Origin of the sequence: Paenibacillus sp. GCM10023250 (assembly GCF_042653205.1) — a bacterium.
Classification (GTDB): domain Bacteria; phylum Bacillota; class Bacilli; order Paenibacillales; family Paenibacillaceae; genus Paenibacillus_Z.
Window position 1 is genome coordinate 84,296 of sequence record NZ_JBHSHY010000017.1, and the last position, 21,081, is coordinate 105,376.

Below are 21,081 nucleotides of genomic sequence, written 5' to 3' on the forward strand. Positions count from 1 at the left end.
AAAGGAGGACTGCGGCATGAACGCCATTCGGAGAACGGCATCGGAAAAGCTATTTGATTTTATCAACGTCTTCTTAGTGCTCTTCATTCTGCTCGTGATCCTGTACCCGCTGCTGTTCGTCATCTTTGCCTCGGTCAGCGATCCGAGGCTGATGTTCGAGCATCCGCTGCTGCTGTGGCCAAAAGGCTTCAATTTAAACAGCTACGCGAAGGTATTCGAGAATAAAGACATTTGGATGTCCTATAAGAACACGATTCTGTATACGTTCGTCGGTACGACCGTCAATATCATCATGACGATGATCGGCGCATACCCGTTGTCGCGCAGACACTTTTACGGCAAAGGCATCTTTACGTTCCTATTCACCTTCACGATGTTCTTTAGCGGCGGTCTGATTCCGTCCTACTTGGTCAACAAGCAGCTTGGTATCGTCAATACGATGTGGGTTCTGGTACTGCCAGGCGCGGTTAGCGTGTTCAACCTCATCATCATGCGGACGTATTTCCAGACGCGGATTCCCGTCGAGCTCGAAGAGAGCGCCTATGTTGACGGTGCGAACGATTTCCATCTGCTGTACAAAGTCGTGCTGCCGCTATCCACCCCGATCATTGCGGTAATGCTGCTGTTCTATGGGGTCGGGCATTGGAACTCCTATTTCGAAGCGATGATCTATCTGTCGGATCGCTCCTTATTCACGCTGCAGCTAATTCTCAGGGAAATTCTCGTGCAGAATCAGATGGACAGCATGCTGTCCGTATCCGTCGACGAACAGTACGCCGAACGGATGATCGTCAAGGAAGGGCTGAAGTACGCGGTTGTCGTTGTTTCGTCGCTTCCGCTGCTCATTATCTATCCGATGCTGTCCAAGTTTTTTGAGAAAGGCATTCTTGTCGGTGCCATTAAAGGCTAATCAAGCACTGATCTCGGCAAGGCGTAACTATCGGCCATTCTGGCGGGGGCGCCTTATCAGATACAGCACCAGCTAAAATAGAGGCAGAGGGGATGCTTTCGATGAGAAAGATGTTTACGCTGCTAGTGACATCAGCATTCACGGCATCAGTGCTTTTGACAAGCTGCAGCAGCAATAACGGCGATGGAGGCAACAACGGTACTTCGACTACCGGCAACGAGGGAACAGCATCGGAGTTAAAAACAGGCATTACGCTCAAATTGACCCGCCCCGGCTTTAACGATGTCCACCCGGCCTCCAAGGACCTGTGGATGTGGAAGAAATACGAGGAAATGTCCGGCGTCAAAGTGAACTGGGAGGAGATTCCGGGTGCGAGCGTAACCGAACGCAAGAACATCATCATGGCCTCGAGCGATCTGCCGGATGCGTTCTACCAGTTGGGCTTCTCGCAGGGCGAGATCGCGAAGTACGGACAGCAGGGCATCTTCGTTCCGCTGGACGATTTGATCGACAAGTATGCGCCGAATATTAAGCAGCTGTTCGAGGAGCATCCGGAAATTAAGCAAGCTGTAACGGCCCCGGACGGCAAGGTATATTCGCTTCCATACGTCGATACGTCCAAGGCATTCGCGTCGCTGCGTATTTATATTAATAAGAACTGGCTCAACAAGGTCGGCTTGGAGCAGCCGCAAACGATCGACGAATTTTATACTGCCTTGAAAGCGTTCAAAGAGCAGGATGCGAACGGCAACGGCAAAGCCGATGAAACCGGCTGGTACATGCCTGCCGGCTCGCTGAGTTGGACGCTGGAGCGCCAATTGCTCGGCAGCTTCGGCATGGGCAACGGCGGCCTGAAGGCAGCTGAGAGCTGGATCTACTTGGATGATCAGGGCGAAGTGCAAACGGTGTTCAACGATCCGAAGTATAAAGAAGTTTGGCTTTATCTGAAGAAGCTGTACACCGAAGGCTTGCTTCACCCGCAAACATTCACCGGCGTCGAGTATGCCCAGTGGGTAGCGGACGGCGCGAAGGATTTGGTCGGCGCCTACTCATGGGTAGGTCCGAACTATCTCGGAGACAAAGTGCAGGACAATTTCGTCGGCATCAACGCGCTGGAAGGCCCGAACGGCGACCGCATCATGAACTGGCTGGATAATCCGGCGCGCGGCATCTCCTCCTTCGAAATTACGAAGGCGAACAAGTACCCTGCCGAAACGATCCGTTGGATTGACTACTTCTACGGCGAGGAAGGCTCCAAATTCGGTACGCTCGGCCTTGAAGGCGAAACCTTCAATATGGTGGACGGCAAACCGCAATATATCGATGCGATCAAAAACTACGAAGGCGGTATGCAGCTTGGTGCATTCCAATACGTCGACAATGTTTACGGCGGTTACTATCCATACGTCGAGCCCTCCGAAGAATTGCGTATGGGCGTAAAAGGCACGACGGTTGCCGAAGAAATTAACACGGATATTTCCGAGCTGGATAAGTTCGCGCCGGCAGAAATTTGGCCGAACTTTGCTCCGACCGAAGAAGAGTCGATGGAAATCGATCCGATTATGACCGACATCGGCAAATACATCGACGAAATGCGCGTGAAATTCATTACCGGCAAAGCGGATATCGAAGCGGAGTGGGATAACTACGTGAAAACGCTGGACAAAATGGGTGCGAAACGTTATCTCGATATCAAACGCGCGCAGTACGACCGGTTTAAAGGCGGCAAGTAAACGTCAGGCAGATCTATAAAGGAGCCGGAGTGGAAATACGCCCGGCTTCTTTTGTTGTTCTTTCGGCACCGCGCTTCCCATTCGCGACGAAATCGAGCTGGAAAAACGCCTTTCATCCCGATAACCGGACTCGCTGCCGCCAGCGCGATCATAAGCCGAAAAGACCGTTTTGGCCGGACAGCCTCCGGCCAAAACGGTCTTTTTCGCGCTGCGTTCCCGCCTATGCGGTTCTGCGTCAGCCTTCCAGCTTGCGGAACAGATCCCGGAACACGCCGTCGCGCTCGACGTAATCCACGTACCGGATCAGATGCCGCGTCTTGTCCACGCTCCAGCGGCCGTCGTCCGACAGCACGGGGCTGTGGACGAGCGAACTCGGCAAGTAGTCGTCGTTCACCAGGTACGCTACCGTCGTCATGTCCCAGATCACGCGGGAATAGCCGACGTGATCCGGGCTGCAGTTCCGGTAGGTCTCGTACAAATAGCGGCCGATCGGTCCTTTGTCCTTCACGTACGCTTCGATCTCGGCCAGCGTCGTCCGCAGGTGGGTGGTCACGCCCATGCACGGGATGAGCACGAGCGGCACGCCGCTGTCCAGCACGACGCGGGCGGCCGGCACGTCCTGGTACAGGTTGAATTCCCGCGTGTCCGGCCAATGCAGCGCATGGCCGCCCAGCCAGATGACGACGATCCGCTCGATGATCCGCGGCTCCATCAGAATGGCGGAGGCGACGTTCGTGATCGCGCCGATCGCGAGCACGTAGAGCGGATCGTCCTCGGGCGACGCCATTGCCCGCGCCACGAGGTCGCGCGCGGCTTCGCTCTCGACCGGCGTATCCGCGCCGGGCAGGTAGCCTTCGGAGCCGCGGTGAATCGGGATGCCGGCCATTTCCGGCACGATGCCGGCGATGCGGCGCAGCTCGTTGTAGCTTTTCTCCATGCCGTCCTGCGGACCGGTCGACAGCTCGTTGAAGAACGGCGCGGCGTAGAACGCCTCGACCTCGACGGCTTCCGGTGACTTCAGCGCGTAGATGACGGCGAACTGGTCGTCGATTTCATTGAACGTGTCCGTGTCGAGCACCATGCGGACCTTGCGCCGCGGGTGCGCGAGTCGCTGCACCCGCTTCTGTTCGGAGATTGCCGGGTAGTGAACCATGATGGGCCGTTCATCCTCTCGGTCGTTATTGGGCAGCGGCCCTCCGTGCTTGCCGGTCCGCCGCCAATCTTATATGATTTGGTTATGCTATGTGGGTCTTGCCATGGTATCACGGTTATTCTACACCGAACACGGGCGTCCGCGGTTTTACGAAATGGCTGATTGTTTGCACGATGTGGCTGTAACGAAGGAGGCGGCGTCCGATGCGCGCGCAGATGGAGTTTATGTTTCAGGCGGTTCGGCAGGCGGGGAGCTACATGCCGATGCACGCGCATTCGTGCTGCGAGCTCGTCTATTACGGCATGGGCGGCGGCACGACCCGGATCCTCAGCGATACGCATGCCTATGCGCCAGGCACCTACGCCGTCATGGCCGCGGGGATGCTGCACGACGAGCGGCGGCTCGCGGATACCGAGGTCGTCTGCGTCGGCTTCCGGCTGGACGAGGCCGGCGGCGCGCTGCGGGAAGGCTTGCACGAGGACGGGCCCGGCCGGCCCGTGGAGAAGCTGCTGCGCGCCATGCTGCAAGAGATGCAGGAGCAGCGGCCGTACTATCCGGACAAGCTCAATTACTTGTTCGGCCTCATCGTCATCGAGCATAAGCGCACAGCCGGCGTCGCCGCCCCCCAAGAAGCGGACAGCCATCTGCAGTACGCGCGCGCGTTCATCGACGAGCATTACAACGAAAAAATCACCGTCGAGGAGCTCGCGGCGATGTCGGGGTACAGCTATCATCATTTCCGTCATTTGTTCAAGCGAAAATACGGCCGCTCGCCGATCGCTTACCTGCTGAACCGGCGCATCCAGCGGGCAAGCCATCTGCTGCGGCACAGCGCGCTATCCGTCGCCGCCATCGCGGAAGCCTGCGGCTTCTCGAGCGACGCGCAGTTCAGCACGCTGTTCAAGCGGGAGCAGGGCGTATCGCCCCGCCTCTACCGCCGTCAGGTCAATCGAATACCGGAGGGCCGGCCTTGACCATGAACGGCTGGCCGTTGGCGTAGTAATGCGTCTCCCGGTACACCTTGAAGCCGACCTCGACCTCCGGAATGCCCGTCGTCAAGAGATGGTTCGTGATCGCGGTCGCGACGGCGTCCTGGACCTCCCGGCCGCGGTCGAACCAGGCCACCTCGACGAACGGAAAGGTCGGCACGATCGCGCCTTCCGAGATCGACGTCGCGTTCAGGACGTCGATCGTGAAATTGTCCTTGCCGCACCGGCATAGCTGCGCCAATTCCTCGACGAGCGCCGTGCTGATTTTCATGATTTCGGCGATGTCGACGCCTCGCATGATCAGTTGGGGCATAGCTGCACGCTCCTTTATTCGTAATCGTAGAACCGCTCTTCCTCGGCGGCGTTCTGCAGGTCCTCCCCGGTAAGCACGATGATGCCGTAATCCGGGGTCACCTCGGCATGCTTGCGCGCGAGCTCGAGCAGAAACCGCGGCGAGCCTTCCTGCTCCTCGTCGTAGATGAGCAGCAGTCCTTCCGTGTTGTCCAGCAGAAACCGGTCGCGCGCCCTGAATTGCCATGGCCCCGCGTACTTCTGCTTGGACACGCTGTTCACGTAGTCCGCTTGCGCCAGAATGGCGGCATAGGCCGTCTTCTTCGGATCGCTCCACTTCTCGTCCTGCTCCAAGAATGGCGTAATGACGGCGAGGCGCAACGATTCATACTCAGCTCTAAGCTCCAGCGCAACCTCTGCAGCCCACAGCTCAACACCCCATTGCCCGCTCACGATCACCCATTCCAGCCCTTCCTCGGCGAGCGCCCGCAGCCGCTGCTTGAGCGCTTTCTTAATGATGCCCACGCCGGGGTGCTTATCGGAGAATATGCCCAGCTCGGAGGCTTTGTACCCGGTAACCAATACCTGTTTCATGCCCATGCTCCTTGTTCGCGCGTCCTTATAAGCGTAGCATAAACGAAGAGCGCCGGACAACCTTGCCTCCGTGGAGACGGTCGTCCGGCGCTCTTCGTTCGTGCCGGTCTTGCTTCGGTCGGCGTGCGCGCCGCCGGTTCGCGCGGGCTTCGCATCGCCGGCACGTCCGCGTCGTGCCTGCGTCGTTCCCGTCCGCGTCGTTGCCCGTCCAGCAGGGCCCGCGCTCGGCTTGCATCGCCCAAGAGACGGTCGAAGGGCTAAGGCGCCATGGCCAAAAACGTATCGACGAACGGCTTGGTGACGTACGTCCTGCCCATGATCACGACGGGGGCATAGTCGGCCGTCTTTGCGGCCATGCCGGCCATGACGCGCGTGCTGCCCGGCATCAGCGTCACCATGTACGGCTGCGGCTTCATCGCCGAACTATCGGACATGCCGGACGTCATGTCCTTCATATCCTTCATCTCTTTCATGTCCTTCATGTCGTTCATGTCCGCATTCTGCATGCCCGCCCCCGTCATGCCGGTTCGCGTCAGCACGACGGCTTGCTTCGTCCAATTCACGCCGTACCCGAGCGACATGGCGATTTGCCGAAGCGGCACGAGCTCATGCCCGTCCTTCTTCATCACGGTTACCTGGCTGTAATCGACCTTCGCCGTCATGCCCGCCTCCCCGTTCATGTCCGCCGCATACGCCATGGCCGGTACCATGACCGCCAGCGCCAGCGCGGGCGCGATTGCCCGTTTCAAGCTTCTGCTCATCCGTCATCTCTCCTCGTCATTGTGTCCTGCAACTACGAGGATACGATACCGGTCTTACGGCGGCCTATCGAAATGGTTAACAATTCCTTACGGTTCGATAACGAAAGCATGCGGCGTCCGCTCCGGCGCCAGCTACGGCTCCGCACCGGCCAGTGCCGGGCTTCCCGCCGTAATTCCCGTTTCGCTAGGCATCCATGCCTTTCGGATAATGCTCCTTCGGTTCGCTGATCACGGACCCGTCATCCAGACGCACGTACGTCGCGAAATCCCGCTCGCCCCGCTGCAGCTTGATGACGCGCGCGCCGCGCGGGAAGCCTTCGCGGCCGTACGTCTGGTAGCCCGTGGCCCGGCCGTAGCAGAGCCGCACGTCGTTCAGCGCGCCCCAGTAATCGTTCACGTGGTCATGCCCGCAGAACGTGCCGACGACGTCGCCCATCTCCAGCATGGCCGCGTACAAGCCGGAATTGATCGGCGGGCAGGCGACGCCTTCGTGCTTGCTGCCGAAGCACAGCTCCTTCTTCCAGACCTGCTTGTACTCCGGCAGCGGTATATGGAAGAACGCCAGCGACGGCAGCGGCTCGCCGCCGTTCGCCGCGGTAATCGCCGCGGACCGCGCGGCGTACCACGCGATCTGGTCACGCTGGATCCACTGATAGCCCGTGACATGCGGCAATTCGGAATAGCTGCCGCTGTCGAACAGGTACAGCGCGTTAACCGCCCGGCCCGTCTCGGGGTCGTGCACGAACAGCACGGCGTTGCCCTCTCCGCTCAGCTCCTGCGGTCCAGCCTCGGCGATGCAGTGCTCATGCTCGAGCTGCACGTTCATGAGCTCGCCGCGCGTGACGAGATGCTCCGTGTCGTGGTTGCCGAACACCGCCGCCCACGGGATGCCGCGGCGGTCGACGGTCCGGACGGCGTCGCGGAACGACTGCCGCGGATCGACGCAGTCCTTGCTGTAGATGACGTCGCCGGTAAAGACGACCAGATCGGGCGCCTCCGCGTCGAGCACCCGTTCCATGAGCATGCGCGTCAGCATGTCGTCCGGTTCGCCGTTTTGCCAATGCAGATCCGTGAATTGCACGATCGTGAACGTGCCGTCCCCGCGATAATATAACGATTTCTTCATTCGCTTCCCCTCTCCCCCGCCCGCCGCTCCCGGCAAGCCGTTATAACGATTCCACGCCCGCTTCGAGCCCGAAGACGCCTTCGATGGCCGCCAGCGCTACGATGACTTCTTCGAAATGCTTCGTTTGGCCGAGCTTCAGCTGCAGCCGGACGATCAGCATCTCGTCGCGGCCGGATGTATCCGCTTCCTCGTTTTCGACCACGATCTTGTTGATGCCGATGCCTTGCCGGTGCAGTTCCGTGACGACCGTGCTCAGGCTGGCGGAATCCTTGTTCACGCGCAGCACCACGTCCCGTTTCCGCTTGGTCCGCGAGAACTTCTTCTCCAGCTTGTTCAAGACGAACAGGCTGACGACCACGAGCACGGTCAGCACCGCGGAGCCGTAGTAGAACCCCGCGCCGACCGTCAGGCCGATGGCCGCAACGACCCACAGCGACGCCGCCGTCGTCAGCCCCGACACGGTCAGGCCCGTGCGCAGGATCGTCCCCGCCCCGAGAAAGCCGATGCCGCTGATGACCTGCGCCGCCAGCCGCGCCGGATCGAGCCGCACATTGGGATCCGTCGAAAATTCCGCAAACCCGTAAATGGATAAGAGCACGATCGCGGCGGAACCGACGCAGACCAGAATATGCGTCCGAAACCCCGCGGAATGTCCGCCGAGCTCGCGCTCCAATCCGACCAGCCCGCCCAGCGCGAGCGCGGCGACCAGCCGGATCGTCAATTCCCAATAGCTGATATGCCAGATGCTTGGATCGTACACTTGCTGTACGGTTGTCGCCATGCCGCCTCATTCCTTCTGTAGTAGTCGGTCCCGGAACGCCGCCTCCGCCTCCGCTGGCGCCCTTGGTCTTATCTATACGCGCGGGGCGCCCGGCATGCACCCCGCACGCGAAAATAATGCGGACGGAGGGAGCGAACGCGGCTTCGCGGACCGCGGGACGCTATCGTTCGCCCGGCAAGTTCGCCGCGAACCAGTCGTAACCGGCTCCGACGTGCTCCGGCTTGTGCGAATCGGAGCCGTAGACGAGCGGGATGCCCCGCTCCGCGCAGGCGCGCATGAACCAGGCCGGCACGTAGGCCTTGCCGCAGGTCGGCACCCGCAGCCCCGCGGTGTTGACATCGATGCCGACGCCGCTCGCCGCGAGCTTCGGCAGAATCGCGGTCAGCCTGCGCTCGAGCTGCGCCTCGTCGATCGGCGGCAGCTCCCGCGCGAATTTCTCGATCAGGTTGATATGCCCGATCCGCTTGCGCATCGGCAGCTTCGCCGCCCAATCGATCGCGGCTTCCACATGGTCGTAATATTCGTCGACGACCTTCTCCATCGTGCCGTAGTACGACAGCAGGTTCGCGGCGAAATCGTCCGGCGTGAAGTCGATGCAGCGCATGCCGCCCCGGCCCGGCAGATAGTGCACGGAGTAAACGACGTCCTCGAGCTTGTCCAGGTACCGGTCGACGATCGCCTCCGTGAACGGCAGCGCCCCTTGCAAATAATCCAGCTCGAGGCCGACCGCGACGTCGATTCGCCCTTCGTATTTCTGTTTAATGGACGTTACGTAGGCCATGTAAGCCGGCAGCTCCTCGGCCGGCATGGCCAGCTCCTTCATCAGCCGCGGATCCGGGATCCATTCCGCGGGCAGCGGCGGGTGCTCGCTGATCGTGTACCGGTCGAAGCCGAGCGCGAGCGCGCGGTCGACGTACGCCTCCGACTCGCCGGGGCTTCCGTGGTAACAAAATTTCGTATGCGTGTGGCCGTCCCATTTGATCGCCGTCTGCATGGTTCTCCTCCTGTGTTCGCTGGCGCAAGCCGCGGCTGCGGCGGCCGTTTTCTTCCCAGTATACCATCCGGGCGGGCCCGTTCAAGCGCTGTCTTTTAATTCCGGTTGACATCTTTTAACCGGTTCTATTTCTGCTATAATGAATTCTGGCCATTGCGGTTACCCTAATAGTGATTATTCACGCAGCCAGTGTTTACCTTATGAGGAGAGAAAAGAGGTCCCATCCATGATTAGCCGATTCAAACGATTATTGATTGGCCGGCCGATGAAGAGCGCCGAACTCGAGGGAGAGAAGCTGAGCAAGCTGAAGGCGCTTGCCGTGCTCTCCTCCGACGCGCTCTCGTCGGTCGCCTATGGCACGGAGCAGATCCTGCTCGTGCTGGTGGCCGCGGGCTTCGCGGCGGTCTGGTATTCGATTCCGATTTCCATCGCCGTCCTAGGGCTCCTGCTCATCCTCATTCTCTCATATCGCCAAACCATCTACGCGTATCCCAGGGGCGGCGGCGCCTACATCGTGGCCAAGGACAACCTCGGAATCTCGACCGGCTTGCTCGCCGGCGGCTCGCTGCTGGTCGACTATATTCTGACCGTCGCGGTCAGCTCGTCGGCCGGCACGGACGCGATCACGTCGGCGTTCCCGGCGCTGCACGATTACCGGGTCGTCATCGCCCTCATCATGATCGCGTTCCTGACGGTCATGAACCTGCGCGGCATCGGGGAATCCGCGTCCGTGCTCGCTTATCCCGTCTATCTGTTCGTCGCCGCCGTCTTCGTGCTCATTATCGCGGGCGTCATTAAAGTCATCGTCCACGGCGCGAGCGGCAATATTCCGGAACTCGGGACCGCGGTATCCAACATCAGCTTGTTCATGCTGCTGAAGGCATTCAGCTCCGGCTGTTCCGCGCTGACGGGCGTCGAAGCCGTGTCCAACGCCATTCCGAACTTCAAGAAGCCGGCGGAGCGCAACGCCGCGGTCACGCTCATGATGATGGGTACGATCCTCGGCGCGATGTTCATCGGCATCAGCCTGCTCGCCTATTGGAACGGCATCGTGCCGAATCCGAAGGAAACCGTCGTCTCGCAAATCGCCAACGCCACCTTCGGCCGCGGCATCCTGTATTACGCGATTCAGGGCATCACGGCGCTGATCCTGTTCCTGGCCGCGAATACCGCGTACTCCGCCTTCCCGCTGCTCGCCTTCATGCTGGCGAAGGACAAGTACATGCCGAACGCGTTCATGGTGCGCGGCGACCGGCTGGGCTTCTCGAACGGCATCATTTTTCTCGGCGTCTTCTCGGCGGTGCTCGTCATCGTATTCCACGGAGATACGGAGAATCTGATCCCGCTGTACGCGGTCGGCGTGTTCATTCCGTTCACCCTGTCGCAGCTCGGCATGATGGTCCGCTGGATCCGGCTGAAGCCGGCGGGCTGGGTCTTCGGCCTCGTCGTCAATACGATCGGGATGCTCACGACGCTCGGCATCACGCTGATTTTCATCTTCACGAAATTCTCGCAGATCTGGATGGTCTTCATCTTCCTGCCGATCGTCATCTTCGTCTTCTTCAAGATCCACCGGCATTACATGAATACCGCCGACGAGCTGCGGGTCGACATTAAGATGGAGAAGCCCGTGATCAAGGGCAGCACCATCGTCGTGCCCGTCGCCGGCATCACGAAGGTCGTGCTGCAGTCCATCAGCTACGCGAAGTCGCTGACGGACAACGTCGTGGCCGTCTACGTCGGCTTCGACGAGGACGAGATCGAGCGGATGGAGCGGAAGTGGGAGGAATGGAACCCCGGCGTGCGCCTGATCGTCCTGCGGTCGAGCTACCGCAGCTTCATCCGGCCGCTGATCCGGTTCATCGAGACCGTCGAGTGGAAGTCGCAGGAGTCGGACCACATCACGGTGCTCATCCCGCAGTTCATCACGAAGCAGTGGTGGCACAACTTCCTGCATAACCAATCGAGCCTGCTGCTGCGCGCCTACCTGTTCAACCAAAAGGACGTCGTCGTCGCGACAGTGCCGTATCACCTGCTGCGCTAGCGGCGCGGATACGGGAAAACGCATCCCCCGGGGGTCCCTGGGGGATGCGTTTTTTTGCGGCGGGAGCGCGGGGGCCGAGGTTGTGCGGCGAAGCCCGCGAGTCGCGGACATTCGGCCGCACGGGGCGGCGGCCGGCGGCGGGCGGAGCCCGGGGGTCGCGGCCATTCGCGCATGCGAGTTGGCGGTTGGCGCCCTAGAGTAAGCGGCAAAGCCCGCGGGTCGCGGCCATTCAGCCGCACGGGGCGGCGGGCGGAGCCCGGGGGTCGCGGCCATTCAAGCCGCACGGGGCGCCGGGCGGCGGCGGGCGGAACCAGGGGGTCGCGGCCATTCGCGCATGCGAGTTGGCGGTTGGCGCCCTAGAGCAAGCGGCAAAGCCCGCGGGTCGCGGCCATTCAGCCGCACGGGGCGGCGGGCGGCGGCGGGCGGAACCCGGGACGGGACGCGCTCGTGGCGCCGGACGCGGGCAAAGCCTAGGCTAGGCGGAGAAGCCCGCAAGTGGCGGCCGTTCGCGCACGCGAGTTGGCGGTTGGCGCCCTAGAGCAAGTGGCAAAGCCCGCGGGTCGCGGCCATTCAGCCGCACGGGCGGCGGGCGGCGGCGGGCGGAACCAGGGACGGGACGCGCTCGTGGCGACGGACGCGGGCAAAGCCTAGGCTAGGCGGAGAAGCCCGCGAGTGGCGGCCGTTCGCGCACGCGAGTTGGCGGTTGGCGCCCTAGAGCAAGTGGCAAAGCCCGCGGGTCGCGGCCATTCAGCCGCACGGGCGGCGTGCGGCGGCGGGCGGAACCAGGGACGGGACGCGCTCGTGGCGCCGGACGCGGGCAAAGCCTAGGCTAGGCGGAGAAGCCCGCGAGTGGCGGCCGTTCGCGCACGCGAGTTGGCGGTTGGCGCCCTAGAGCAAGCGACAAAGCCCGCGGGTCGCGGCCATTCAGCCGCACGGGCGGCGGCGGGCGGAGCCCGGGTCGTCGGCCGCACTAGGCGGCCGGGGCGGCGTGGGTCCGGGCATCGGCAGACTAGCTTCGTTCCTCCAATTGTGCGGACACAGGAGCCGTTATTTAGGCGATTCGGTGTGTTTTCCGCGTTTGGCGGACACAGGAGCCGTTATGAGGCACAAAACACGCGGATAATGCCCCCTTTTCGGCGAATAGCCGCTCCTGTGGCCGCTTAACCGCCAAATCGGCGGCTCCAACACGAATAGCGGCTCCAGTGGCCGCCGAAATGTTGAAACTAGCGAATCGGCCAGTCGGGAGACGGGATGAGCGCGAGGGGCGCCTTGGACCTAACACGATACTTTCCGAAACCTTTCGCAGCTCCAGCTCGCTCTATCGCCTCCCGCTGCCGCCGTTCGGCTTCTGACCGTTCAGCCAGCCTCGGCGATGTTCAGCAATCCCTTGACATACCTCCGCTAACCGCGCGTCAAGCGCTGCACGTCCAGCACGCGAACCCGGTGCCCCGTCGTCTCGTGCACCAGAAACGGCTCGTGCACATGGTCGATGAACAGCACGCCGTTCAGATGGTCGATCTCGTGCTGCATGCATACCGCGGGGTAACCGGCCGCCTCCAGCACGACCGTCTCGCCCGTCCGGGTCAGCATGCGGACCTTCACCGTGGACGCCCGCTTCACAAGCCCGCGGTAGCCGGGATACGACAGACACGCTTCCGCGCCCGTCTGCTCGCCCGACGCCTCGAGAATCTCCGGGTTGATGAGCTCGATCAGCCCGTTCCCGCAATCCATGACGGCGACCCTCCGCAAAATGCCGATCTGCGGCGCGGCCAGTCCGGCACGGCCCTCCGCGGCGTAGAGCGTATCCCGCATGTCGTCCAGCAGCTTGAAGACGCGTGGGCCAAGCACGTCGACCGGCCGCGCGATCTTGCGCAGCACGGGATCGCCGAATGGGAGAATCGTTTTTACCGCCATCGTCTCGCTTCCTTTCCTTGCGCTCTCTTTGGTTCGTTCCCGTGCAAATTACATTCTGCATTCGTTGTGTTGTGTTTCGTTCCGCTCCGCCTCATTCTACTTTTGTTTTGCTTTCGTTCTGCTTTCGTTCAGCGTTCGTATTGCTCCATACGGCGGCTTACGGCAAACCTGGCCGTCAGGCGCCCTTCTTATGCGGCGGCGTGTGGACCCACAAGTCCCCGGGCGTGCAGGACAGCGCCGTGCACAAGGCGTCCATCGTCTCCGCCTTCATCTGCTTTGGCGGCGCGTTCAAGAGCGCGCTGATCGACGGCGCGGACAGTTCGTAGCCGGCCTTTTCCTTCAACAGCCGGGCCAGCGCGGCGCCGGACCATATGCCCCGCTCCGCCATGATTGGGCGCAGCATCCATGCGAGCATGGCAGCGAACCTCCTTTCTTCGTCGGACAAGTTATTAGGCAGCACTTAACTATATTAGTTAACACCTAAGTTACCAGATCGCGGCGAACGAAGCAAGGGGTTCAAAAACGCAAGCCCGCCCCGTATAATAAGCACCAAACCCAAGCACCGAACAGAATGGAGTGAATCGCATGCACAAACGTCAAGTATTCACCGGCTCGCCCTGGGAACCGGTCGTCGGCTACTGCCGCGCCGTCCGCGTCGGCGGGCGCATCGAAGTGGCGGGCACGACCGCGATGAAGGATGGCGACGTCGTCGGCGAAGGCAGCCCGTACGAGCAGGCGAAGTTCGCCCTGCAGACGATCGAGCGGGCGCTCCGCGAGCTCGGCGCCGACATGAGCCATGTCGTGCGCACGCGCATGTACGTGACGGATATCTCGCAATGGGAGGAGATCGGCCGCGCGCACGGGGAGTTTTTCCGGGACATCCGCCCGGCGGCGACGATGGTGGAGGTACGGGCGCTAATCGACCCGCGGCTGCTCGTGGAGATCGAGGCGGAAGCGATCGTGGAGTAGAAGCCGGAACGCCGCCTCCGCATGGCAAAAAGCTCCCCCGGCGGGGGAGCTTCATGCGTATATGTCGTCCGCGTCCGCGACCTATGTCATCCGCGCCCGCGATCCCGTCGCCTTCAAGCTCCGCCCCGGGCGGCCGCGACCCCGTTGCCTGCGAGCGCCGTCCCGGGCGGCCGCGATCCCGTCGCCTTCGAGCGCCGTCCCGGGCGGCCGCGCCCCCGCCGCCTTCGAACGCCGTCCCGGACGTTCGCACCCCCGCCGCCTTCAAGCGCCGTTACGGGCTCCGCGGCCCCGCGCCGGCCCCGAGCCCGCGCTGGACCCGCGGCGAGCCGCAAGCCGCCGGTGTCCACGTCGCCGCGAGGCCGCAGCGCCGCCGGTCCGCGGGAGCTACCCCGGCGCCGGCAGCTCGATCCATTCATACGGCATCCGGGCGGCGATCCGGCCGTATTCGAGCAGGGTCACGATCGCGATCGTGTCGGCCGGCTCCACAGCCGGCACGCCCGTCTCGAAGAATGCGACCAGCTGCCGAATGAAAGCTTGAAAGTAATCCGACTCGGGCTTCAATACCGTCGTGCCGCCCGTCGCGCGCTTCACCGCGATGCCGAACGGACAGTCCCGCCCGAGCAGGTGGACCGTGGCTTGCCTCCCGTCCGCGAAGCGGATGAGCAGCGCCGGCGCATCCGGCGTGCCGATGTACATGAGGCGCTTCGCGCGGCGGCCCATGAGCGCGACGACCGGCTCGAGCTGATGAACCGCGTAATTGCCGTAGTCCCCGGGCCCGACGCTGCACAGGACTTCGATGTCCGTCTTGTCGGCTTCCGCATATTCCGCCGCGTAGCGGAGCGCGGACGCCGAGTAGAGGGGCGTCCCGTGCGCGCGGGCCGCTTCGAACAGCGCCTCCGCCGTCCGGCGGTCGGGGGCGAAGGTCTTGTCGACGTACGTCGGCTTGCCCGAGCGCAGGCACGGCAGGGCCAGCCGCTCGTGAAGTTCCGGATGGTCCGGCGCGAGCACGACCAACCCGTCGCTTCGATCTACCACTTCTTCGATGGAGGCCAGCGGCTTGATGCCGTTCCGCTCGCACCATGCGGCGTTGGAGAGGCCGCCGTCCGCATCCTTCATACCGTATGCGTACGCGACCTTCAGCCGGCCGCCGGAGGCTTGCCCGATCCACGCCGGGTAGCGATTGGCATGCCACTCGTCCAAATAATAGTCGATCAACCCGATTGTTCTCATGCTCGTATCCGTTACAGCCGGATCTCCTCTCCCTTCTCGGCGGATTCATAGATGCCGCACAGAATCTTCATCATCTCCACGCCGTCCTCGACCGGGCTTAACGTCGGCTTGACGCCGCGGCATGCCTCGACGAAATGATCGATCTCGTCCCGAAAACCGGCGGCGAAGTCGAATGTCAGCCGGTCGATCTGGGGCGTCATGTTCAAGATGGTATCGCAGCGCTCCGTGACGAACGTCAGCTCCGGCTCCAGCTCGACGCCGCCCTTCTCCCCGTACAGCTTCACCGACAGCTCGTCTTCCTTCGCATGCAGCGCGAAGCTGACGTCGACGAGCAGCGAGGCGCCGTTATCGAATCGGATGAGCGCGTTGGCCAGGTCTTCCACCGTGTTCAGCGCCGGGTCGTAGTCCGACGACTTGTAGTAGGCGAGGTTTTGCACATTGGCGCGGTTGCCCAGCTTCGCGTACGTATTGCCGCTGACCGATATCGTCTTGGGACGGCCCATCAAATACCAGCACAGATCGATGACGTGAACGCCCACGTCGATCAGCGGGCCGCCGCCGGAGCGCTCCTTGTCCGCGAACCAGCCGCCGGGATTGCCCAGGCGCCGGATACACGAGGCCTTGGCGTAATACAGCTCGCCGAATTCCCCGCGGTCCGCCATGGCCTTCACGATCCGCGTGTTGGCGCCGTAGCGCCGGACGAAGCCGACCTGCAGCGTCTTCCCGCTGCGCTTCGCCGCTTGCTCAACGCGCAGCGCTTCTTCGACCGTCGTGCACAGCGGCTTCTCGCACAGGACGTGCTTGCCCGCTTCCAGCGCGGCGATGCTGATCTCCGCGTGGGAATCGTTCCAGGTACAGACGCTGACCGCGTCGATCCCGGGATCCGCCAGCAGGTCGCGGTAATCAGCGTACGTATGCGGGACGCCATGCTTCTCCGCCTTGGCCTTCGCCCGGTCCTCGTTCTTGTCGCACACTGCGGCGAGCTCCGCGCGCGGGTTGCGCCGGTAGGCGTTCAGATGCTGATCCGAGATGGATCCGGCGCCGATGACGCCGATCCGAAGCTTGCTTGTCATAGCCGACTCCTCCTCGATTCGCGTAATTTACGGCGCGCTCACACCGGGCGCGACTCCGGCCAGGCGAGCTCGATGCCCTCCCGTACGAGCAGCTGCTGGAACTCCCCGAGCAGCTCCGGGCGGCTCCGCACCTCCCGGGGACGCTTGCCGCGCCGCAGGCAGAACGCCGCCAGATAACCCGCCGCCTCGCCGATGTTCCATTCGACCGGATGCAGCCGGTAGCAGCCGTTCGTAATATGGGTGACGCCGATGTTTTTGCAAGCGGGCAGCAGATTGCCGACGCGCACGGGAATGAGGCTGCCGAGCGGAATCTGGAACGGCAGGCTGGAGATGTCGATATACGAGCGCAGCCCCGTGCTCGGATGAAGATCGATCCGGTAGCAGCCGAGGCCGACCGAATCGAGGAAGGGCTCGGCTTCCTCCGTGCCGCGGCATTCCGTGCTCAGATGCTGCTCCACGACCGTGAATTCGGCCCGGATGCGGCGCGATTCCCGGATGTACGGCGCCATCGCGAGCCCGTCCGCGGTGCCGACGACGTCCTTCCGCAGGCGAAGGCCCGGGTAACCTTGCTTGCCGTCCGGCCGCGGCGCTTCCGTCTGCATCCAATAGAGCAGCGACAAGCTCAGCTGCTTGGCGGCTTCCAGATGGCGCGCCCGCTCGTCTTCGCCGACGTCGATGACGGAGCCGAGCCAGTAATCGTTCTGCGGCCAGTTCACGAGCGTGACGTCGCTGCGGTAGGTGCCGGGGGCGAAATGGCTCTTGTCGACGATTCGCCGGTAGCCGAACAGCGACATCCAGTCCTTATCCGGAAACAGGTCGTAGCGGACGGGCTCCAGCGTCGCGGGCTTGACCCCGGTCCAGCTGAGCTGCCGGTCCGGCCAGAAGTCCGCGCGGTAGTCCCGCCAGAATGCATACTGGCCGGGTCTCGCGATCGTGTGGTCTTCCCCCACGAGATAGTCCATGGCGAAGCAGTACGTGAACGCCTGCATGTCCGCCGGCTGCGGATCGCCTTCCAAGGCGTGGGGTTCGCCGGTCTCGCGCTGCGATTCCGCGCCCGTCACGTATTCGACGCCGGCCAGCGGCAGCAGATCGCCGCATTCGGTCGCGTCGAGGAAGTACGGCGCGGTCAGCTCGGCGCGGCCCTGCCGGCCGCTGCATCGCACCGTGACGGACAGGACGTCGTCGCCGCGGGTCCGGGCCGACTCGGCGCGGCAGCGGTCCAGAATCGTCACGCGGCCGCTGTGGACGTAAGGGGCCAGCAGGTGGTTCAGCACGGCGAGCGCCGCCCGGGGCTCATGGCACAGCCGGCTCACCCAGCCGCTGCCCGGATTGAGCTGCACGTTCGCCCGGGCCTCGGGCGTGAGCGGAAAATAATCGCGGTAATACTGCCGCACGCCGTCGCGAAACCGGCGGTAGCTCCTCGTGCAGCCGAACTGCTCGATCCACGGGTGTTCGTCGGGCGGAACGGCCTGGCTCGTCAATTGGCCGCCGATCCATGGCGTCTCTTCCGTCATGATCACCGTCAAACCCATTTTGGCGGCGGCCAGCGCGGCCGCGCAGCCGCCGGTCCCGCCGCCGATAATGACGAGATCGGCATGCAGCTCTTCGGTCATCGGGCAAGCCTCCTAGCTTCATTTCGCCTGGTTCGTGAAATAAATGACCTGCGGCCCGGCCGCTCCGCCGGTCAAGCTCATCTCGGCCTTATACGTGCTGCCGTTCGGGTTCAGCTTGAAGTTCGCGACGTTCCAGGCGTTCTCGTACGAGAGGTACTCGGACTGGTAGATCGTCTTGTTCCATTTGATCGCGTAATGGCCGTAACCGCCCGACGGATTGAGGTATAAGCTAACATTGCGGGGATGATGGAAGCTGTTGGCGACCTCGGCGGACAGGCGGTAAAATACGCCGTAGTTGCCGTTGTTGATGACCGTCTTGCCGCCGTCCACCGCGTCGTAGCCGTCCTCGTATTCGCCGGGAAGCGCGTCGCTCCATTGCCCATAGGCAGCGGAATCGATACGCAGGTAGGCGTTGCCGAGCGATGTGTCGTAGCGGATCGTGCCGGTCCGGTCGAAATGCGGAAACGTCCCCCGCGTATGCGAATCCGCGGGAAGGACCGCGACCTCCTCCGGATGGACGGGCCGCTCGGCGAAGCTCAGCACGGTCGCCGTGACCTGCGCGGGCGCGCCGCCGGCCGCCGAAGCCGCGACGAATTGAACGATGCCGCTGTTCGTGATGCCGGGCTCCGTCGGTGCCGTCAAATAATAGCTCTCGCCCGGCGCGAGCGTCGCCGCCGGCTTCAGCGCGTTCTGCGTCCGCATGAAGCCGACCAGCGCGTCCTGACCGGCGACGTCCACGTACACGTTCGCGGCGATGCCGAGACCTTTGGTCGACAGCTTCACCGGCGCATCGGACGTGTTCGTGATCGCGACCCCGACCTCCACAGGCTGCGCCGACGCGTTCTGGTGATGCCAGAAAACGCGGAATTCGCCTTGGGCCGCGTCCCGGTAGAACGCCCCGGCCGCCGTGAACGTTTCCGGCGAATCGCTGAGCAGGAGCTTGCCGCCCGTCGCCGTCAGCTGCGGCTTCTCGAGATGCACGGCCGGCTGCAGCGAAGCGACCGGAACCGTCGTCTGCGCCGCATGGGCGGTGCTTGCGCCGAGCAGCCCGGCCGTTATCGCCAGCAAGAGTTTGCGCTTCGTCATGGATATCCCTCGTTTCGTTCGAATAGGATTCGCTAACCTTTGACCGCTCCGACCATGCCGTTGATGAACTGCTTCTGCAGGATCAGGAAGATGATCAGGATCGGAATGACGGAGATGATCGTGCCGGCCGCGATATACGGGAAATTATAGGATAGGTTGCCCTGCAAATATTGCAGCGCCGCGGCGAGCGGGTATTTCTCCTTGTGGTCGAGGACGATGATTGGCCAGATCATGCTGTTCCAGAACGCCATGAAATCAAAGATGACGACCGTCGCGACCGCGGAGCGGACCATTGGGACCATCAGGTTCCAGAAAATGCGGAATTCGCTCGCGCCGTCGATGCGGCCGGAATGCTCGATGTCGTTCGGAACGGTAATGAACGCCTGCCGCAGCAGGAAAATATTGAACACGCTGACCGCCGACGGGAGCACGACGCCGAGGAGCGTATTATACAGATGCAGCTTCTGGATGATGATGAAATTAACGATCATGCCGGCCGCGTTCGGGAGGATCATCGTGCTGACGATGGCGTAGAACACGGCGCTTCGCGCCGGGAAGGCGATGCGCGCGAGCGGGTAGGCGGTCATCGTGCAGATAACGACGTTCAGCCCGACGCCGAGCACGGTCATGAACACAGTGTTCTTGATGTACGTCCAGAGCGGCATGATGCGGAACACGTCGGCGAAATTCTGAAAATTGACCGGCCGCGGAATCAGCTGGGGCGGGAAGGCGTACACGTTCGCGTTCACCTTGAGCGAGGTCGACAGCAGCCACAGGAACGGACCGAGGCAGACGAGCGCGACGGCGATCAGCATCCCGTACAGGACGACCGCGGACGCGGCCTTCTTGAGCCCGGTGACGGCCGGCCGCCGCGAGCGAGCGCTTGCGCCGCCGCGCCCCGAAGCGCCGTTACTCATAATAGGTCAAGCCTCCCTTCCGCGTGTAACGGAACAGGACCAAGGAGAACGCCAAGATGATCACGGCGACGACGAGCCCGATCGCCGCGGCGTAGCCGAAGTCGAAATCCTGGAACGCCACCTTGTACGTGTACACGCTCGCGACCAGCGTGGAATTGACCGGATCTCCCTTCGGCCCGTGCATGACGAAGATTTCGTCGAATACCCGGATCGCGCCCATGACGGAGAGCAGCGAGCAGAGCAGTACGAACGGCATGAGCAGCGGGATCGTGATCCGGCGGACGACCTGCCAGCGGTTCGCCCCGTCGATACGGGCCGCCTCCTGCAGCTCGCCCGGTATGGACTGCAGACCGGCCAGGTAGATCATCATGTAATAGCCGAGGCCCTTCCAGATCGTCACGAGCATGACGCCGGCGAGCGCCAGCTTCGGCTCCACCATGAACGCGATGCCGTGGCGGATGAGCCCGAGGCTGCGCAGGATATAATTCAGAATGCCCTGCTCCTCGTACATCCACTTCCACGCGATCGCCGCCGCGACCATGGACGTGACGACCGGCACGAAATACGCCACCCGGAACAACCCGACGAATCGCAGCTTCGTGTTGACCAGCACGGCCATCAGAATCGCGAGCAGCTGGATCACCGGCACGACGACGACGTAGAGCAGCGAATTGCGGAGCGCCGTGTAGAAGTCCGGATCGGCGAACGCGCGCCGGAAGTTGCTGAGCCCGATCCACTTCGTCGCGTCGAGCGCCGAATAATTCGTGAACGCGAGCGGCAGGCCGTACACGATCGGGTAGAAGGTAAAGACGACGAGCAGCAGGACGCCGGGCGCGATCATCAAATAAGCGAACCCGGCCCGCCGCCGCTGCTGCTTGGATAACGACGATGCCACGATGAATC

General features: G+C 62.6%; 20 protein-coding genes. 5 read left to right on the top strand and 15 right to left on the bottom strand.

From position 1 onward, the window contains the following. The first annotated feature begins 16 nt into the window (after positions 1–16). On the top strand, positions 17–910 hold the full coding sequence (locus ACFPB1_RS15155; protein WP_379226702.1) for a carbohydrate ABC transporter permease: 894 nt from the start codon (positions 17–19) through the stop codon (positions 908–910). Positions 911–1,011: 101 nt separating this feature from the next. Next, positions 1,012–2,643 carry an ABC transporter substrate-binding protein gene (locus tag ACFPB1_RS15160; RefSeq protein ID WP_379226704.1) on the top strand — a complete coding sequence of 544 codons (1,632 nt, stop codon included), beginning with the start codon at positions 1,012–1,014 and terminating at the stop codon, positions 2,641–2,643. Positions 2,644–2,878: 235 nt separating this feature from the next. On the opposite strand, the gene ACFPB1_RS15165 is transcribed toward ACFPB1_RS15160, so the two are convergent. After that, positions 2,879–3,796 (bottom strand): nucleoside hydrolase, encoded by a 918-nt coding sequence (locus ACFPB1_RS15165; protein ID WP_379226706.1) that lies wholly within the window; start codon positions 3,794–3,796, stop codon positions 2,879–2,881. Between the two features lie 203 nt (positions 3,797–3,999). Between ACFPB1_RS15165 and ACFPB1_RS15170 the strand changes: the two genes are divergently transcribed. Continuing rightward, complete coding sequence (locus tag ACFPB1_RS15170) at positions 4,000–4,770, top strand: AraC family transcriptional regulator (protein WP_379226708.1); 771 nt, start codon at positions 4,000–4,002, stop codon at positions 4,768–4,770. On the opposite strand, the gene ACFPB1_RS15175 is transcribed toward ACFPB1_RS15170, so the two are convergent. The 6 genes from ACFPB1_RS15175 to hisJ all read right to left on the bottom strand — a co-directional run bounded on the left by ACFPB1_RS15175 (position 4,742) and on the right by hisJ (position 9,332). After that, complete coding sequence (locus ACFPB1_RS15175; protein WP_379226710.1) at positions 4,742–5,098, bottom strand: DUF1904 family protein; 357 nt, start codon at positions 5,096–5,098, stop codon at positions 4,742–4,744. The two genes, ACFPB1_RS15170 and ACFPB1_RS15175, sit on opposite strands and share 29 nt — an antisense overlap. A 14-nt stretch (positions 5,099–5,112) precedes the next feature. Further along, entirely contained in the window at positions 5,113–5,670 is a 558-nt protein-coding gene (locus ACFPB1_RS15180) for a DUF1273 domain-containing protein (protein WP_379226712.1), read from the bottom strand. A gap of 257 nt (positions 5,671–5,927) precedes the next feature. Beyond that, on the bottom strand, positions 5,928–6,431 hold the full coding sequence (locus ACFPB1_RS15185) for a hypothetical protein (protein WP_379226714.1): 504 nt from the start codon (positions 6,429–6,431) through the stop codon (positions 5,928–5,930). Between the two features lie 184 nt (positions 6,432–6,615). After that, positions 6,616–7,557: a metallophosphoesterase family protein gene (locus ACFPB1_RS15190; RefSeq protein ID WP_379226716.1), complete on the bottom strand. Its 942-nt coding sequence runs from the start codon at positions 7,555–7,557 to the stop codon at positions 6,616–6,618. Between the two features lie 40 nt (positions 7,558–7,597). Further along, positions 7,598–8,338 carry an MgtC/SapB family protein gene (locus tag ACFPB1_RS15195; protein WP_379226718.1) on the bottom strand — a complete coding sequence of 247 codons (741 nt, stop codon included), beginning with the start codon at positions 8,336–8,338 and terminating at the stop codon, positions 7,598–7,600. A gap of 160 nt (positions 8,339–8,498) precedes the next feature. Then, positions 8,499–9,332, bottom strand: a complete 834-nt coding sequence (gene hisJ, locus ACFPB1_RS15200) for a histidinol-phosphatase HisJ (protein ID WP_379226720.1) — start codon at positions 9,330–9,332, stop codon at positions 8,499–8,501. A 226-nt stretch (positions 9,333–9,558) separates the two neighbouring features. Between hisJ and ACFPB1_RS15205 the strand changes: the two genes are divergently transcribed. Continuing rightward, positions 9,559–11,376 carry an APC family permease gene (locus tag ACFPB1_RS15205; protein ID WP_379226722.1) on the top strand — a complete coding sequence of 606 codons (1,818 nt, stop codon included), beginning with the start codon at positions 9,559–9,561 and terminating at the stop codon, positions 11,374–11,376. A gap of 1,401 nt (positions 11,377–12,777) precedes the next feature. Here the strand turns inward: ACFPB1_RS15205 and def are convergent. Then, the gene (gene def, locus ACFPB1_RS15210) at positions 12,778–13,290 is read right to left on the bottom strand and encodes a peptide deformylase (RefSeq protein ID WP_379226724.1); all 513 of its coding nucleotides are present in this window, start codon (positions 13,288–13,290) and stop codon (positions 12,778–12,780) included. 175 nt (positions 13,291–13,465) lie between these two features. Beyond that, positions 13,466–13,705, bottom strand: coding sequence for a helix-turn-helix domain-containing protein (locus ACFPB1_RS15215; protein WP_379226726.1), 240 nt, complete (start codon positions 13,703–13,705; stop codon positions 13,466–13,468). 170 nt (positions 13,706–13,875) lie between these two features. On the opposite strand from ACFPB1_RS15215, the gene ACFPB1_RS15220 reads away from it, so the two are divergent. Further along, positions 13,876–14,259, top strand: a complete 384-nt coding sequence (locus tag ACFPB1_RS15220; RefSeq protein ID WP_379226728.1) for a RidA family protein — start codon at positions 13,876–13,878, stop codon at positions 14,257–14,259. A 384-nt stretch (positions 14,260–14,643) separates the two neighbouring features. Here the strand turns inward: ACFPB1_RS15220 and ACFPB1_RS15225 are convergent, their stop codons facing one another. From ACFPB1_RS15225 to ACFPB1_RS15250, 6 genes are read right to left on the bottom strand one after another with little or no spacing between them, the layout of a single operon-like run. Then, the gene (locus ACFPB1_RS15225) at positions 14,644–15,489 is read right to left on the bottom strand and encodes a hypothetical protein (protein ID WP_379226730.1); all 846 of its coding nucleotides are present in this window, start codon (positions 15,487–15,489) and stop codon (positions 14,644–14,646) included. A gap of 11 nt (positions 15,490–15,500) precedes the next feature. Continuing rightward, positions 15,501–16,562 carry a Gfo/Idh/MocA family protein gene (locus ACFPB1_RS15230; protein ID WP_379226732.1) on the bottom strand — a complete coding sequence of 354 codons (1,062 nt, stop codon included), beginning with the start codon at positions 16,560–16,562 and terminating at the stop codon, positions 15,501–15,503. Between the two features lie 38 nt (positions 16,563–16,600). After that, entirely contained in the window at positions 16,601–18,175 is a 1,575-nt protein-coding gene (locus tag ACFPB1_RS15235) for an FAD-dependent oxidoreductase (RefSeq protein WP_379226734.1), read from the bottom strand. Positions 18,176–18,193: 18 nt separating this feature from the next. After that, positions 18,194–19,261 (bottom strand): hypothetical protein, encoded by a 1,068-nt coding sequence (locus tag ACFPB1_RS15240; RefSeq protein ID WP_379226736.1) that lies wholly within the window; start codon positions 19,259–19,261, stop codon positions 18,194–18,196. A 32-nt stretch (positions 19,262–19,293) separates the two neighbouring features. Continuing rightward, positions 19,294–20,178, bottom strand: coding sequence for a carbohydrate ABC transporter permease (locus ACFPB1_RS15245; RefSeq protein WP_379226738.1), 885 nt, complete (start codon positions 20,176–20,178; stop codon positions 19,294–19,296). Then, on the bottom strand, positions 20,171–21,073 hold the full coding sequence (locus tag ACFPB1_RS15250) for a carbohydrate ABC transporter permease (RefSeq protein ID WP_379226740.1): 903 nt from the start codon (positions 21,071–21,073) through the stop codon (positions 20,171–20,173). The genes ACFPB1_RS15245 and ACFPB1_RS15250 overlap by 8 nt, the downstream gene beginning before the upstream one ends. Between the last annotated feature and the right edge of the window lie 8 nt (positions 21,074–21,081).